This window comes from Streptomyces siamensis, assembly GCF_039543605.1.
GTDB lineage: Bacteria > Actinomycetota > Actinomycetes > Streptomycetales > Streptomycetaceae > Streptomyces > Streptomyces siamensis.
Window position 1 is genome coordinate 178,516 of the sequence record NZ_BAABKB010000021.1, and the last position, 14,014, is coordinate 192,529.

General features: G+C 70.6%; 13 protein-coding genes. 7 read left to right on the forward strand and 6 right to left on the reverse strand.

The features are described 5' to 3' along the window. Nucleotides 1–56: 56 nt before the first annotated feature. The gene (locus ABEB03_RS25285; RefSeq protein ID WP_345653777.1) at nucleotides 57–1,016 is read left to right on the forward strand and encodes an NAD(P)H-quinone oxidoreductase; all 960 of its coding nucleotides are present in this window, start codon (nucleotides 57–59) and stop codon (nucleotides 1,014–1,016) included. Nucleotides 1,017–1,162: 146 nt separating this feature from the next. Here the strand turns inward: ABEB03_RS25285 and ABEB03_RS25290 are convergent, their stop codons facing one another. Continuing rightward, the gene (locus ABEB03_RS25290; RefSeq protein WP_345653780.1) at nucleotides 1,163–1,789 is read right to left on the reverse strand and encodes a hypothetical protein; all 627 of its coding nucleotides are present in this window, start codon (nucleotides 1,787–1,789) and stop codon (nucleotides 1,163–1,165) included. Between the two features lie 477 nt (nucleotides 1,790–2,266). Between ABEB03_RS25290 and ABEB03_RS25295 the strand changes: the two genes are divergently transcribed. Then, complete coding sequence (locus tag ABEB03_RS25295) at nucleotides 2,267–2,986, forward strand: DinB family protein (RefSeq protein ID WP_345653783.1); 720 nt, start codon at nucleotides 2,267–2,269, stop codon at nucleotides 2,984–2,986. Nucleotides 2,987–3,107: 121 nt separating this feature from the next. Here ABEB03_RS25295 and ABEB03_RS25300 read toward each other — a convergent pair whose 3' ends face one another. Both ABEB03_RS25300 and ABEB03_RS25305 read right to left on the reverse strand, forming a co-directional pair. Then, nucleotides 3,108–3,470, reverse strand: a complete 363-nt coding sequence (locus ABEB03_RS25300) for a hypothetical protein (RefSeq protein WP_345653786.1) — start codon at nucleotides 3,468–3,470, stop codon at nucleotides 3,108–3,110. A 4-nt stretch (nucleotides 3,471–3,474) separates the two neighbouring features. Beyond that, nucleotides 3,475–5,667 (reverse strand): PP2C family protein-serine/threonine phosphatase, encoded by a 2,193-nt coding sequence (locus ABEB03_RS25305; protein WP_345653789.1) that lies wholly within the window; start codon nucleotides 5,665–5,667, stop codon nucleotides 3,475–3,477. A gap of 259 nt (nucleotides 5,668–5,926) precedes the next feature. Here ABEB03_RS25305 and ABEB03_RS25310 point away from each other — a divergent pair, with 259 nt between their 5' ends. The 3 genes from ABEB03_RS25310 (at nucleotide 5,927) to ABEB03_RS25320 (ending at nucleotide 9,079) form a co-directional block, all read left to right on the forward strand. After that, on the forward strand, nucleotides 5,927–6,343 hold the full coding sequence (locus tag ABEB03_RS25310; protein ID WP_345653792.1) for a hypothetical protein: 417 nt from the start codon (nucleotides 5,927–5,929) through the stop codon (nucleotides 6,341–6,343). A gap of 235 nt (nucleotides 6,344–6,578) precedes the next feature. After that, the gene (locus ABEB03_RS25315) at nucleotides 6,579–7,754 is read left to right on the forward strand and encodes a pentapeptide repeat-containing protein (protein WP_345653795.1); all 1,176 of its coding nucleotides are present in this window, start codon (nucleotides 6,579–6,581) and stop codon (nucleotides 7,752–7,754) included. A 242-nt stretch (nucleotides 7,755–7,996) separates the two neighbouring features. Then, nucleotides 7,997–9,079 (forward strand): hypothetical protein, encoded by a 1,083-nt coding sequence (locus tag ABEB03_RS25320; RefSeq protein ID WP_345653798.1) that lies wholly within the window; start codon nucleotides 7,997–7,999, stop codon nucleotides 9,077–9,079. 30 nt (nucleotides 9,080–9,109) lie between these two features. Here the strand turns inward: ABEB03_RS25320 and ABEB03_RS25325 are convergent, their stop codons facing one another. From ABEB03_RS25325 to ABEB03_RS25335, 3 genes are all read right to left on the reverse strand, one after another. Next, a complete protein-coding gene (locus tag ABEB03_RS25325; RefSeq protein WP_345653801.1) occupies nucleotides 9,110–9,781 on the reverse strand; it encodes a DNA alkylation repair protein in 672 nt (223 codons plus the stop codon). Between the two features lie 127 nt (nucleotides 9,782–9,908). Further along, nucleotides 9,909–10,874, reverse strand: coding sequence for a CocE/NonD family hydrolase C-terminal non-catalytic domain-containing protein (locus ABEB03_RS25330; RefSeq protein WP_345653804.1), 966 nt, complete (start codon nucleotides 10,872–10,874; stop codon nucleotides 9,909–9,911). After that, nucleotides 10,871–11,833 (reverse strand): alpha/beta hydrolase, encoded by a 963-nt coding sequence (locus ABEB03_RS25335; RefSeq protein WP_345653807.1) that lies wholly within the window; start codon nucleotides 11,831–11,833, stop codon nucleotides 10,871–10,873. Before ABEB03_RS25335 ends, ABEB03_RS25330 begins: the two co-directional genes overlap by 4 nt. 76 nt (nucleotides 11,834–11,909) lie before the next feature. Between ABEB03_RS25335 and ABEB03_RS25340 the strand changes: the two genes are divergently transcribed. Further along, the gene (locus ABEB03_RS25340; protein ID WP_345653810.1) at nucleotides 11,910–12,485 is read left to right on the forward strand and encodes a TetR/AcrR family transcriptional regulator; all 576 of its coding nucleotides are present in this window, start codon (nucleotides 11,910–11,912) and stop codon (nucleotides 12,483–12,485) included. A 329-nt stretch (nucleotides 12,486–12,814) separates the two neighbouring features. Then, the gene (locus ABEB03_RS25345) at nucleotides 12,815–14,011 is read left to right on the forward strand and encodes an alanine--tRNA ligase-related protein (RefSeq protein ID WP_345653812.1); all 1,197 of its coding nucleotides are present in this window, start codon (nucleotides 12,815–12,817) and stop codon (nucleotides 14,009–14,011) included. Nucleotides 14,012–14,014 lie beyond the last annotated feature (3 nt).

Here is a 14,014-nt window from a genome sequence, read left to right on the forward strand (position 1 = left end):
TCGGCGGCCCGGACGCCCGAGGGACCCCTCACCTCAACCCTGTGAACGGAAGTGTCATGAAGGCTGTGTCGATCAAGGAACCCGGCGGACCCGAGGTCCTGGAATGGATCGAGGCGGAAGACCCGTCGCCCGCCGCCGGGGAAGTCGTCATCGACGTGGTGGCCGCTGCACTGAACCGGGCCGACGTGATGCAGCGTTGGGGGCTCTACCCACTGCCGCCGGGCACTTCGCCGTATCCGGGCCTTGAGGTCTCGGGCCGCATCAGCGCGATCGGCCAGGGGGTCACCGGCCGGCAGCTGGGCGACGAGGTCTGTGCCCTGCTGACGGGCGGCGGCTATGCGCAGAAGGTCGCCGTCCCCGCGGGGCAGTTGCTGACGGTGCCCAAGGGGATCGGTCTGGTCGAGGCGGCGGGCCTGCCCGAAGCGGCGGCCACCGTGTGGTCCAACCTCGTCATGACCGCGCGGCTGGAGGAGGGCGAGACCCTCCTCGTGCACGGCGGGGCCGGAGGCGTCGGCACCATGGCCGTCCAGATCGCGAAGGCGCTCGGAGCCCGCGTCGTCACCACCGTCGGCAGCGCCGAGAAGGCCGCCGGTGCGCGGGAACTGGGCGCCGACGTCACGATCGACTACCGCACGCAGGACTTCACCGAACACGGCCCCTACGACGTCGTCCTCGACGTCATCGGAGGCCAGTACCTCGAACGGAACATCCGTCCCCTGGCCCACGACGGCCGCCTGGTCGTCATCGGCCTGCAGGACGGACTGGAGGGCCAACTCAACCTCGCCGAGCTGGTGTTCAAGCGCGCTTCCGTGCACGGCACGACTCTGCGCACCCGGTCGGCGCGGGCGAAGGCCGCCATCGTGGCGCAAGTGCAGAACGAGGTCTGGCCGATGATCGAGAACGGTGTCGTGGAGCTGGTGGTCGACCGGACCCTGCCCATGGCCGAGGCCGCCGAGGCGCACCGGCTCATGGAGGCCGGGCAGCACACCGGCAAGATCCTGCTGGTGAACGACTGAAGCACGGGGGACGTTGGTGATCCGGCCGGTTGGGACAGCTCCGGGCTGTCGTTGCTGATGCCGAGGGGTCCCGCCCCCGTGTCGAGGCCCCCCTCCGTGTCAGGGACACCGGGGTGGGGCATCCGGCCCGGCGTCCGACACGCGCTTCACCGCACGCGCCGCGCTCCGCGGCTCAGGCGAGGCTGTGAGCGCAGCGCGGCCAACCGGCCGTGGTCGGCGGCTTCGGCCAGGCTCTCGTCCAGGGCCAGGAGCGACAGGAGCTGCACGGGGCGTCCCGCCGACGCTGCCGCCTCCAGTTTGTGGTGGCCGTCCAGGAGGAAGTGCGTCAGCCCCCAGTGCTGGTAGTAGTCCGTCGACAGGTCCAGCGCCGGTTGGCACAGGTCCAGGGTCGACACGGCCACGGCCGTCGGCACCTGTCCCTGCCGCATCTGCTCGACGTACTCCTCGACCCGCTCCCGGTCGTTCCACGTCGGGGGAACCATGGGTACGACGAACTCGTAGAGGTGGGCGTCGTCGTCGACCACCGTCTCGAAGGTCCGGTAGTACGGCGTGTGCGGGTACTCCGGCAGTCCCCAGAACTGGTCGATGCCCCAGGTGTCCACCTGCTCGTGGCTGAAGTAGTCGCCCTCCTGCCCCGGAACCACCAGGCGTGGTTCGACACGCAGCAGCAGTGGCAGGTAGACGCCCTCGGGCAACAGAGTGCCGAACGCGTCGATGACGCCCTCGTCCAGGCCGGGGAGCGGTTCGGCGAGGCGTTCCCGCAGGCTCGCCATCGAAAGCGTTTGCCGGGCGCCCGCAAGGCGCCGGAACAGGAACGGACACGACCCGCACCAGAAGCTCAGCTCGAAGGCGGGCTCTCCGTCGACTGCGAGCAGCCTTCGCGTCGGCCCGCCCTGCGTCTCCTGGGGTTCCGTTTCGAACCGTAGCCGTGCCTCGGCCACGGGGACTCCGAGTCTGCGCGGGTCACCTGTCATCTCCACCACGTGCACGACCCTACGAGACCGGCGAGCCGCGGCTCGTGCCGGCCGGTCGTGGGTCGCCCGCTTCGCGCGACGGTCACCTGGGCGCGGCGTCCTGCCGGCGGCGGTCACGGTCGGAGAGGAAGAGGCACGTGGCCGAGGCGGACATCGGAGCCGTGATGCCGCGCCGTTTCGCGGGCGGGGAAATGGGTCGCGTCCCATTGTGCCGAGCCGCTAACTTCCGCCTGAGCGGGGCGAGGCAGGAGCCGCGAGGGCGAAGGAGAGCCGGGCATGCAGTCCGAGGGCGCACGGACCGGTCGGCTGAGCCTGCTGCTCGACCAGTTCGACCGTGCCAGGGAGATGGCACAGGTTCGACTGACCGGGCTCGGCGACGAGGAGTACCTGTGGGAGCCGGTGCCCGATTGCTGGTCGATCCGGCGGCGGGGCGAGGCGACCACTGCGAGAGCGTTCGGGCCGGGCGAGTGGGTGCTCGATCTCGGCGCCCCGGACATCCCGGCCGACGAGTACGCGGAGGTCGCCCGGCAGGCGGCCGGCGGTATGACCGTCGCCAAGATCGCCGAGGACTGGAGCGTGAGTGTCGAGCGGGTCGAGGAGATCCTCGCCCACACCGGTGACCCGGAGCCCGACAAGACGCCGGTGACGACCATCGCCTGGCGGTTGGGGCATCTGCACTACGGCTTCGCGGGCGGATGGGAGTGGACCTTCGGCGAACGGCGGCAGGATCCGAAGCTGCTCGTCGACTTCACGCCCTCGGCCGCCGTGGCGCTCGATCGGTTCTGGGCGGTGCTCGACCGCTGGCGCGACAGCGTCGCCACCGTCACCGACGAGCAGCTCGACACCGTCGGCTTCTCGCAGTACCCGTACGGCTCCGACCCCGACGATCCGTACGTCGACGTACTGTCGGGGGCCAACCTCGAACTCATCCACCACATGGCCGAGATCGCGGTGCTCCGCGACCTGTGGCGGACCCGCTTCACCGCGGCCGGTTAGGCCCGGGCCGGAGTTCCCGACGCCTCCCCGGCACGGTCGATGCCCGGTGCGGGGCGGCGTCGCTGCGACCCGGCCGACGTGGCGCCGAGCCTCGGACCGTTCCGACGCCGGCCGGTGCGGATCAAGGGCGTGGCCGCAGCCACTGACGCGCGGAGTCCAGCGTCACGTCGACGTCGTCGCTCCATGAGCAGACCTCCAGCCATGACAGGTAGCCGTCCTGCGCGAAGACCAGTACCTCGCCGGGGCGCTCTCCGGTCCCGGTGACGAGTTGCGCTTCGGCCGCCACAACCGTGCCGGGGCCGGTGGGGGCGGGCACCACCGCGCCGGGGTCGAGGTCGAAGTATGCGGTACCGCAGCCGCAGGAGCAGCGTTCACGCACACTCAGGTGGGGAATCTGCCGGCCGAGCGCGGCATGAACGGGGTTGTCCGAGTCCAGGACGGCAGCCAGCACGTCGGCCACGTCGGACGGCAGGCTCTCGGCCATTCGGTCACCGTATCCGACCGGTGCCCCGGGCTCCGTACGGAGCCGGCCCGGCGCCGCGCGGGCGGTCGGCGGCGCCGCTCCTGCTCGGGCTGCTGCGGCTGTACGCCCGGGAGTTGTCGTGGCGGCGGACCAGGAGTGCGCCGCAGTCGTCGACGGGTCGGGCGCCCGCCAGGCAGTGTGAGGTGATGTGCCGCAGGGCCGCCTCGGCGGGGAGCGACGCCGCCTGTTCCAAGGCTTCGTCGAGACGGTCGTGGGCCTCGGCCGGATCGGTGCCGGGCCGGTCGGTGAGTCCGTCGGTGTGCAGCAGGAGTTGGGTGTTCTCGGGAAGCCGGTGCGGGGTGGAGCGGTAGGTGCCTTCGGCGAAGATGCCGAGGGGGAGGCCGACACCGGTGATGAGCTCGCGGGATCCGCTGCTGGGGGAGTGGAGGAGCGGGCTGGGGTGCCCGGCCGAGGCGCATCTCAGGTCGCCGGTCGCGGGGTCGAGGAGGATCAGGCAGCACGTGGCGGTGCGAGCACGTTCGGGATCGTTGTCGTTGTCCTCCGTCAGCAGTCGGTTGGTGTGGTGCAGCAGTTCGGCCGGGTCCTCGGTGAGTGCCGCATAGGCGCGGATGGCGGTGCGCAGCCGGCCCATCAACGAGGCGGCCTGGGTGTCGTGTCCCTCGATGTCGCCGATGCCGAGCAGGAGCCGGCCGCTGCTGGTGGTGTAGGCGTCGTACCAGTCGCCCCCGGCGTGGGCGCCTGCGGCCGCGGGAAGGTAGGAGGCGGCCAGCTCGATGCCCGTCAGGTGGGGCAGCGCGGTGGGAAGCAGGCCCTTCTGCAGCTCGACGGCGCGTGCGTGCTCGGTGTCCCAGGCGCGGCAGCGGTCCAGGGCGCGTCCGAGCAGTCCGGCGGCCGCGATGAGCAGGGCGTGGTCCTCGGGGGTGAACGCGTGGGGCCGGGTGAAGGACAGCAGGCAGGCGGCGGGGCGGGCGTCCGGCGCGGACAGCGGGATCGGCAGTGCGGCCCAGGCCTGCCGGTCCAGGCGGCGCGACACGTCGGCGTAGTGGGGGTAGGCCGACACGAGTTCGTCGTGGGAGGCGATGAACACGGCTCGGTGCTCGCGCAGCGCGTCGGTGAGGGGCGCGCTCGCGCTCAGTTCGACGGTGCGGAGCATCTCCAGGTGGTGCGGCTGCTGTCCGTGGCTGGTCAGTAGGTTCAAGTGCTGGTCCGCGGCCTCGGCCAGCACGATGGCGTCGGCGCCGAAGACAGCCAGTACGTCGCAGGTGGCCGCGGCCAGTTCGCTGGTGCTGCCGGCCGAGGCGCAGGCGGCGGCGAGCGCGCGCATCTGCTCCGCGCTGCGGATCTGCCGGTGCATGCGCTCCTCGCGCCACGCGGCATTGTCGGCATCACGGGTGATGTCGGTGACATGGCCGGTGAGTACCACCCGATCGAGCACCTCCGCACTGCGGGAGCAGCGGGCTTGCATGACGTGCAGCCCGTCTAAGCCGACGACACGGTAGATGACTTCATAGGTGCCGGGCTCCTGCTGCAACTGCTGCAGGAGGCGCTCGGCCTGCGGCAGATCGGCCTGCGGCAGCGCCGCCAGGGCCGCGGACAGCGGATGCCGGCCCGGTCCGGGAAGCCCGTGGATGGCGGCGAAGACACGGTCGCAGGTGATGTCCTGTCCGGTGAGGTCGAGTGTGAAGGCGCCGCGTTCGACCTCCCGCAGCTGCGGGAGGACGTCGGGCTGTCCGCGGCTCGGGAGGTCGGCCAGGACGGCGGCGACTTCATCGGCGACAGCGGACAAAAACGTTTGCTCTGGGTGTGTGAACGGTGTCGGACCCGGTCGCAGCACCACGAGAGCGCCGATCGACTTGCGCAGGGGGAGCGCCGCGGCCGCCGCCGGGGCGTCGGCCTCCGGGAGGGGGTAGGGGCGTTCGACGCCGTGCCCCGTCCAGACGTGACCCAGTGCGGCAAGACAGATCGGCCAGCTCCCGGAACGTGCCAGCGGACGCAGCGGAGGCTCCCACACCGAGGGAAGTCCACTGATGCCGCACGGGAACAGATGGGCGCCGTCGTCCTGTGCCAGCATCAACGCCCAGCCCACCACCCCGAGCCAGGCGCACGAGCCGGCCAGTGCGGCCGACATCTCCCAGGGGCTGCAGACCTGGCGGAGCGCCGCCCGTACGCGGTCCAGTGCATCAGAGGGAATGGTCATGACGGTGCCTCCCACTGCCGGACCTCTCAGAAGCACGACGTTAGATCCTGTGTGAGAGGGAGCGGGAGAGAAGCCCACAAGCGCCCCGCTATGCAAGACCTTGAACATTCATGATCAGTGTTGTGCAACCGACTCGAAGGCGCTCGCCGGGATCGTCGGCGACCAAGTCGTCTCCTCTGTAGTGAAGTTGATGTTCCGGAGGGCGTGTGAAACCTATGATGATGTTGAGTCATGCATGTCAAGGAGTGACGAAAGGGAAGTGTCTGTGCGCCCCATCGCTAGAGTTGCCGCCACAGTTCTGGCCGCCTGCACCGCCGTCGGATTCGCCGCGTCCTCGGCCCAGGCCGACAACCCGGTCGCCGGGATCTACGTGGACCAGACGTGGCACAAGGGTGGTTACTGCGAGTTCCGGCCCTATGGCGAGCACCTCATCGTCAAGGACCGGGACGCCGACGGTCACTCCGCCGTCGCGGAGCTGACCGTGGACGGGTACGGGACGTACTACTACTGGAACAGCAACGGCTACGACACGACCCGCGATGTCGACCTCGACTTCGCCGAGGACCACCATGTGACGCTCCGCTGCCTGCTCGGTGACTGGCAGGGCACGCCCACCGGCGGGATCATCTGGGACAGCTACGACCACATGTTGGAGTGGGTCACCACCTGGACCTGAGGTGTGTGCGGTGCGGCCCGCTGCACCGCAGGCACGGGAGAGCCGGACTCGGAACCCGTGAAGTCCGGCCTCTCCACGGGCTGTCGGCCGTCACCATCTCCTCGCAGGCCGACCTCTTCGTCGCGGGAGACGACGGGGCGGCCCCCATGGGCAAGGCTTCTCCACGAACTGCCCCTGTCGCGGCACCTGCAAGCCGGTAGGTTGCTCGTCAGCGAGTCCTTGGAGGGCCATAGTGATGCGCGGCGGCAAGCGGTGGGCGCTGCTACGGCCGGTCGGCGCGGCCGTCGTCGTGTTCGCGGCCGCGATGGGCGTCGGGTTCCTCCTTCTCCAGTGGATTCCGCATCGGCTGGCCGACGAGGAAGCGCGACCGCTGAAGCCGGTCGAGCGCCTCAGCCACCTGAACAACGTGCGGGGCATGGTGCTGCAGACCGCAGCCGGGCTGGCCGTCCTCGGCGGACTCGTCTACACCGCCAGGGGCTATGTGCTGTCTCGGCAGGGGCAGATCACCGACCGGTACGCCGGCGCCGTCGGCCAACTGAGCAGCGAACACCTGGACGCTCGCCTGGGCGGGGTGTTCGCCCTGCAGAGACTGGCCGGCGACTCCCGGCAGGACGCGGCCTCGATCGCCAAAGTACTTTCCTCGTTCGTGGTGCGCAGGCGTCCGATCGCGGGCGCGTTGCCGGGCCGCGGCGTTTCGACGCCCGGCACACCGGAGCGGCCCCACGCGATGTCCAGGCTGGAGCCGGACGTCCAAGCGGCACTCGACGTGCTGGGAACGCTGGGTCCGGCGACACGCGTCGACCTGGCCGAGGCCGATCTGAGAGGCGCGGAGTTCCTCGGGCTCTCCTTCGAGCGAGGAGACATGCGGCGATGCCTGCTGCGGGGAAGCGACCTGCGACGGGCCGTCCTGCGCGAGTCCGAACTCGACGCCACGGATCTGCGGGGCGCCCGCCTCGACGGTGCCGTGCTGACCGGGGCGCGCCTCATCCGTGCCGACCTGCGGGGAGCGGAGATCAGAGAGGCCGTGCTCACGAACTGTTCGCTGTCCTCGGCCCGACTGGAGGACGCCTGGGCGTCCTCCGTCTCGCTGCGCGGAGCGGACCTGTTCTCCGCACGACTCGAAGGAGCACGTCTGGACGGCGCGGATCTGCGCGACACCACCCTGATCGACGCTCGGCTCGCACGAGCCGACCTCACCGGAGCCGACCTGTCGGGAGCGGATCTGCATGGTGCCGATCTCTCCGGCACCGTCCTGGTCGCCACCGACCTCAGCCGAGCCCGGTCACTCACCGCCGAACAGCTGAACTCGGCCGTGCTGGGCCGGCTGACACGCCTGCCGGCCGGACTGGGCCACCTGCTGGACGAGCCCACCCGGGCCGATCCGGCCGGCCCGGGCATCGGTATCACCTGACGGAGAAGCAGTTGACCGCCACGAACACACCGCCCCCGCACGGCCCGGACCCGACCGACGGATCCGGTGCCGGCAGCCTGTCGCCGACCCAGGCATTCGTCCGGCAGGCCCGCCTTCGTCCCACGGAGGTCCCGTCGGACCCCGTGATGCTCCGGCCACCTCCCGTTCTCCGAGGCCGTTCATGGCGGCACAGGTGGCTGTGGCCCGGCCTGTCGGCCGCACCGGGGACGGTCTCCTCGGCGGTGCTGCTCTTCGTGGCCGACGGTGTCGTCGCGCGGCTCGTCGGCTGCGCCGCCCTGGTGGCCGGCATCGCCGTGGCACTTGCTGCCGCGCTGATGCGTGGCGCAGGCAGTGACGCCGCGCACGCGACGCAGCAGCGACGGTCGTATCTCCGGTACCTCACCGACACACGCCGTCAGCTCTTCCGTACGGCTGCACTGCAACGGGAGGCCGACCTGTGGTCGAATCCCGAGCCGTCGGAACTGCGCCGCGTCGTGGCCCGCCGTACGCAGCTCTGGGAGAGGAGGGGCGAGGACGGGGATTTCGTCCACGTACGGATCGGCACGGGGCGACAGAGGCTCGCCACGCGTCTGACGGCTCCCGCGGTTCCGGCCGGAGCCGATGCCGTGTGTGCCGACGGGGTCAGTGCCCTCGTCCAGGAGTACGGAACACTCGAGGAACTGCCCATCCGGGTGAGCCTTCGCGCCTTTCAGCACATCCACCTGCGGGGCACCGACGAGCACGGCGTACGCGACCTCGTCCGGAGCATGCTCGCGCAGCTGGTGACCTTTCACGGGCCGGACGACTGTCGCGTGATCGTCTACGCTCCCGTGGAGCGATCGGACGCATGGGAGTGGATCGACTGTCTGCCCCACGCCAGGCCGCTTTCCGACCCGGCGCCGGCGGCGCGCGGCACCGCTCTGGCCGACGACGCCATGAGTCTCGCCCGGCTCCTGGAAGGGCTTCGCGACCGAGCCCCGTTCTCGAGGGACGGCATCAGCCCGTGCCCGCACGTCGTCGTCGTGTGCGACACGCTTCCCGTTCCGACCGGGGCGGACTGGCTCCTCGACGACGGACGGGCAGGCGTCACACTGATCAGACTCGTTCCGGACACCCAGCCCGGTGCCTCGCCCGACCTGGAGATCACCGTTGCCGACGACCGCATGACGGCGGGGACCAGGCGGGCGGAGTACATCGGCCGACCCGATGCCCTGACCACCCGCCAGGCGACCCGCCTCGCACGCGATCTGTCGCGTCTCCATCTCGGCGAGGACGAGGGGCGCGACGGCGAGGACGGAACCACCGGGAGGGGCGATCGCGCCTGACGAGTCCCGGCCCGGCGCGTGCGACCGTTTCTACTCGTGGCGCTGCCGGCGCACCATCTCGTCGATCCAGACGGGTGCGAACGGAGACGTGCAGCCGGGGGGCGTCGGGTAGTCCTTGAGCACCTCCAGGCGCTCACCGATGTCGACGGCACGGGCGCGGTACTCGGCGTGCTCGATCCCGATCTGGGCCAGGCAGTGGTTCATCGCCCACTGCAGCCGGTCCGGGGCGTCCTTCATCTCCGCCTCGACGACGTCGAGCAGTCCTGAGAGGTCGAGGCCCTCGGGTTTCTTCGCCACACGCTCGGTCGTCAGCGCCCAGCCCGCACTCGCGACCACCGGATCCGGATCGGCCGTCCAGGCCAGGCGCAGCTCCTCGGCGTGCGGGCTCTTCTTCACCACGTAGTTCACGAGCCAGTCGTGCACTTTGGGGGTGCGCGCCGCGCGCAGCATGGCATCGAGCTCATCACGCTCGAACGCCTTCGGGCGGCAGATCAGGAGCGCCAGCAGTCGCGCCGCGGTGTCGCCGGTCCCCCAGAGCCGGCGCGCGAGGTCCTGCTGCGTCTTCAGCCGCTTCGCGAGCGCGCGCAGCTTGCTGAGGTTCACACCGTGATCGTCACCGTGCCTCTCGTTCACCGCGCGCGTCTTCGGGTCCTCGAGCTCGCTCAGCTCCGCCATGACCTCGGCCAGCGTCGTCTCGGCCACCTCAGCCTCCTGTTCGCTTCCGTGCGAGAGGCAGCCTACGCAGGATCGGACACGGCTCGGGCGTTCCATCGCCCGCGGAGGAGGCCGCCGGGGACGCGGCGGCCCCCCGGCGGCATCGTGGCGGCGCTCAGGAGCCGCCGCGCCGCGCTCCCTCATCGGCGCGGGCAGCGTCCGGGCCTGCCGCGTGCGGTGGCGTGACCGTCGTGAACGGCAGCACGAGACGGGAGGGGTGTGCGGCGTCGCGGTAGATCTTGTGGGTGACGGGGCGTCCCACCGGCAGGTGGAAGGCGTCCGGCGGCAGCAGCGCGTTGTGCGCGTCGGCCAACGGCTCGTCGTTCGACAGCTCCACCGTCAGACGGTGACCCGGCCGGAAGGTGGCCGCGAACGGGTAGAGCCGCAGTACGTACTCCTCGATCCTCCCGGGCTCCACCGGCACGGCCCGGGTGTGCGGGTGGTACGGATTGCCCTCGGTGGTGCGTTCCTCGTCGAGCTCGCGGTGGGAGGCCTTCAGATATCCGGTGGTGATCAGCTGCCGGCCGCCACCGGGAGCCTCGTCCCACAGGCGCAGGATGAAGTTGGTGTCGACCTGGTCGATCTCGGCGAAGAGGTGTGCCGCCCCGGTGCCCATCAGCTCGGTGGGCTCCTCGAACGGCTCGGTGCTCCACTTCAGCACCTCCACCTTGTCGGTGACGGTGAGCGGTGCCTGGTAGGAGCCGTCAGGGGCCGCGTGCTCCGTGCCCATGAGCTCGGGTTCGAAGGAGAGCTTGTGCCGCGGGCGCAGATGCAGTGCCTTGTACTCGGTCTCCTTCGGCGGCCACTGCGCCGCGGTGACCACCTCGCGCGAGCCCTCCACGAAGACGCTCACGGCCGGCTCGTCCACGATCCCGTTGTCGACGCCCTTGAGCCAGTACTCGTACCAGCGGAACATCTTGTCGTGCTCTTCGACCCAGGGGCGTGACTGCATCGGAGGATAGGAGCCGATGTCCAGCTTCTTGGGGCCCTTCAGGACGTCGAACAGCTCGATGTGGCCGTCGACGGTCCAGCCGCGTCCCTGGTCGATCTGCAGGTAGACGGGGCTCTCCCGACGCGTCATGCGGTGAGCAAGCCCCGGAGGAACTCGAGGATCTCCGCGCACGCGGCCTCGGCCTGCGGCACCACTCCCGGCATGCTGAGGAACGCGTGCCCCACACCCGGGAGTTCGGAGAGCCGCACGGACGACCCGGCCGTCTGCAGTCGTTCCGCGTAGCGGCGGCCGTGATCGGCGATCGGGTCGTGGGTCGGCACCACCACGAGCGACGGCGCGAGCCCGGTCAGGTCGTCTGCGTACAGCGGCGAGAGCGCGCGAGGGTCGGCCCCCGCCGGCACGGCGAGCCGCTGGAACAGCTGCAGTTGGGGCACGGCGAGCGTCGGGGTGCGGGCGTGCTCGGTGACCGAGGCGTGGTCGAGCATCGAGTCGGTCACGTCGACGGCGGGATTGACGAGGACCTGCGCCTGTAGATCCAGGCCCGAGTCCCTGGCCCGCAGGGCGGCGAGGGCGCAGATCAGTCCGCCGCAGCTCTCGCCGAGGACGGCGGTCCGTGCCGGGTCGACGCCCCATTCCGCCGCGTGCCGCACCACGTGCTGGAGCACCTCCCAGCCGTCGTCGACGGCCGCCGACAGCGGGGTGTCCGGGTCGAGGAGGCGGTGCTCGACCGAGACGACGAGTGCGGGCAGCCGGGCGGCGAGCCTGCTGTTCACCCAGTCGCTCTGCACCGCCGTCCCCACGAAACCTCCTCCGTGCACATGGACCACGAGTGGCAGTTGCGCCCGGGCTGTGCCTTCGCCGTCCCGTCCGGAGGCCGGCCGGTACACCCGGACCGGGATTTCGCGGCCGGCCAACACGGCCTGCTGCCAGCGGATCTCGGCGCCGGGATCCGGATTCCCGGTGATCGTCCGCGCCGCGCGGGAGGCCCGTACGCGGTTCTCCGCCTCGCGGTAGACGGCCAGTTCCTCGGCCGTCATGGCCGGCCAGTCCGGCTCCGGCGGACGCTGGACAGCACTGATCTCGCTCATGTCTTCTCCTCGTCCAGAGAGTTTCGCGACCTGAGGTATCGAAACCTAAGGTAGCGAAAACAGCTATCGTGTGGGTATGGCTTCGACCACATCCGCCAGACCGCCCGGCCGACCGCGCTCCGGCGTCCACGCCGTGGTCTTCGCCGCCACGCTCGGCACCGTCCACGAACTCGGCTACGCGCGCGCCACCGTCGAACGCATCGCCGCCGCGGCCGGCGTCGCGAAGTCGACGGTCTACCGGCGCTGGCCGACGAAGGGCGCGCTGATCGTGGACTGCCTCCTGGACGCCTTCGGCCCGGCGCCGCTGGAGGGCACCAGCCGGGCCGAGATCATGTCGTCGAGCATCCGATGGGTCGCCGGGAAGGTCGGTGAGCCCGGCGTGGGCGACGCGTTCGCGGGAGTGTTCAGCGACGCCGTCAGCGACCCGGCCCTGCGCGAGATCCTGTCCGCGCGATTGCAGGATCCCTACCGGCTCCAGCTCCAGGAGGCCCTCGGCGAACCGGAGAACCGTGTCCTGTTCTTCATCGACGTCGTCGTGGGAACCCTGCTCCACCGGATGGGCATGACCGGCGAACCGATGGTCGACGCCGACGTCGACGCACTGGTCGAGATGGTTCTGCCGCAGTTCACCGACGGTTCCGGCCGGACGTAGCGGCAGCGCGATCGCCCGTCCGGGCCCGCCCTGAAAGGTGGACTCGGGCCGACGTCGACAACCGGGGCGGAGATATTCGGATGCCTCGGGGACATGGGGGCGTTATGGTCGGCCGCATGAACGTCACCGGCCGAACGATCACCGCGACCGCGCGAGCGACCAGCTCGCCGGTTGCCGCCGCCTGACCTTCTCTCTCCCACCGGCGACCGGACACGGACCGTCGGTGGTTCCCTGGCGCTTCGGCGCCGTTACGTTCACGACCCGGCGTGACGACCCTCGCGGTCCCGTGGTCCGGTGCCTCCCCGCTGCGACGCGTAGGAGCCACACCCATGAACACCGAACAGATCGTCGGCACATTCGTCGAGTACTTCGAGGACCGAGGCCATCGCCGGATCACCGGCTCGACGCTGCTGCCACCTCCGGGCGACCCGGTGCTGTTCATCACCGCCGGCATGCATCCCCTCACCCCCTATCTGGAGGGCCGCCCACACCCACTGGGCAGACGGCTGGTCAATGTGCAGCGCTGTCTGCGCACCACGGACCTCGACGAGGTCGGCGACGCCACCCATCTGACCGTCTTCGAGATGCTCGGAACCTGGTCACTGGGCGACTACGACGGCCCGTCGAGCCTCGACTGGGGGTACCGGCTGCTCACCGAGGGGCTGGGTGTGGACCCCGGCCTGCTGCACGCCACCGTCTTCGGCGGCGACGACCAGGTCGGACCGGACACCGACTCCCTGCGCCTGTGGCAGGACCTCGGCGTTCCCGTGGAGCTCACCGTGGAGGACAACTGGTGGTCCAACGGCCCCGTGGGCCCGTGCGGGCCCGACTCGGAGATCTTCATGTGGACCGGTGACACACCGCCCGAGTCGACGCCGACCCAGGACGACCGGTGGGTCGAGGTGTGGAACCACGTGATGATGCGTCATCGCCGGCAGGAGGACGGTCTCCTCGTGCCGCTCCCGCAGCCCAACATCGACACCGGGCTCGGCCTCGAGCGACTGGCCTCGCTGCTCCAGGGCAAGTCGTCGGTGTTCGAGTGCGACGTCTTCGACCCCTGGCGCCGTCTAGTCCCGGACCTGTGGCCACTGGACGAACGGTCGCTCCGCCTCGTCCACGACCACCTGCGCTCGGCCGTCGTCGTCATCGGCGACGGGGTGCGCCCGTCCAACACCGGGCAAGGCTACGTACTGCGCCGCCTGGTCCGACGGGTCCTCACCACCCTCTGGCGGGACGACCCGACGCGCAGTCTCGGAGACCTGCCGCTCGAGCTGGTGTCGCACACCCTGGACCACTTCCACCAGGACCTGGACCCCGGCCATGTGCGGCGCCTGCTGCTGGAGGAGGAGCTCCGGTTCGGCCGTCTCCTGGAGCGTGGCCGCAGTGTGCTCGCCCGCCCCCGCTTCCAACGGCCCTTGGGGGAGGAGGACTTCCACTACCTGCACGACACCCACGGCCTGCCGCGTGATCTGGTGATCAGCCTGCGCGAACAGCCCTGGCCGACGGGCGAGTCCGGACGGAGCTGACCC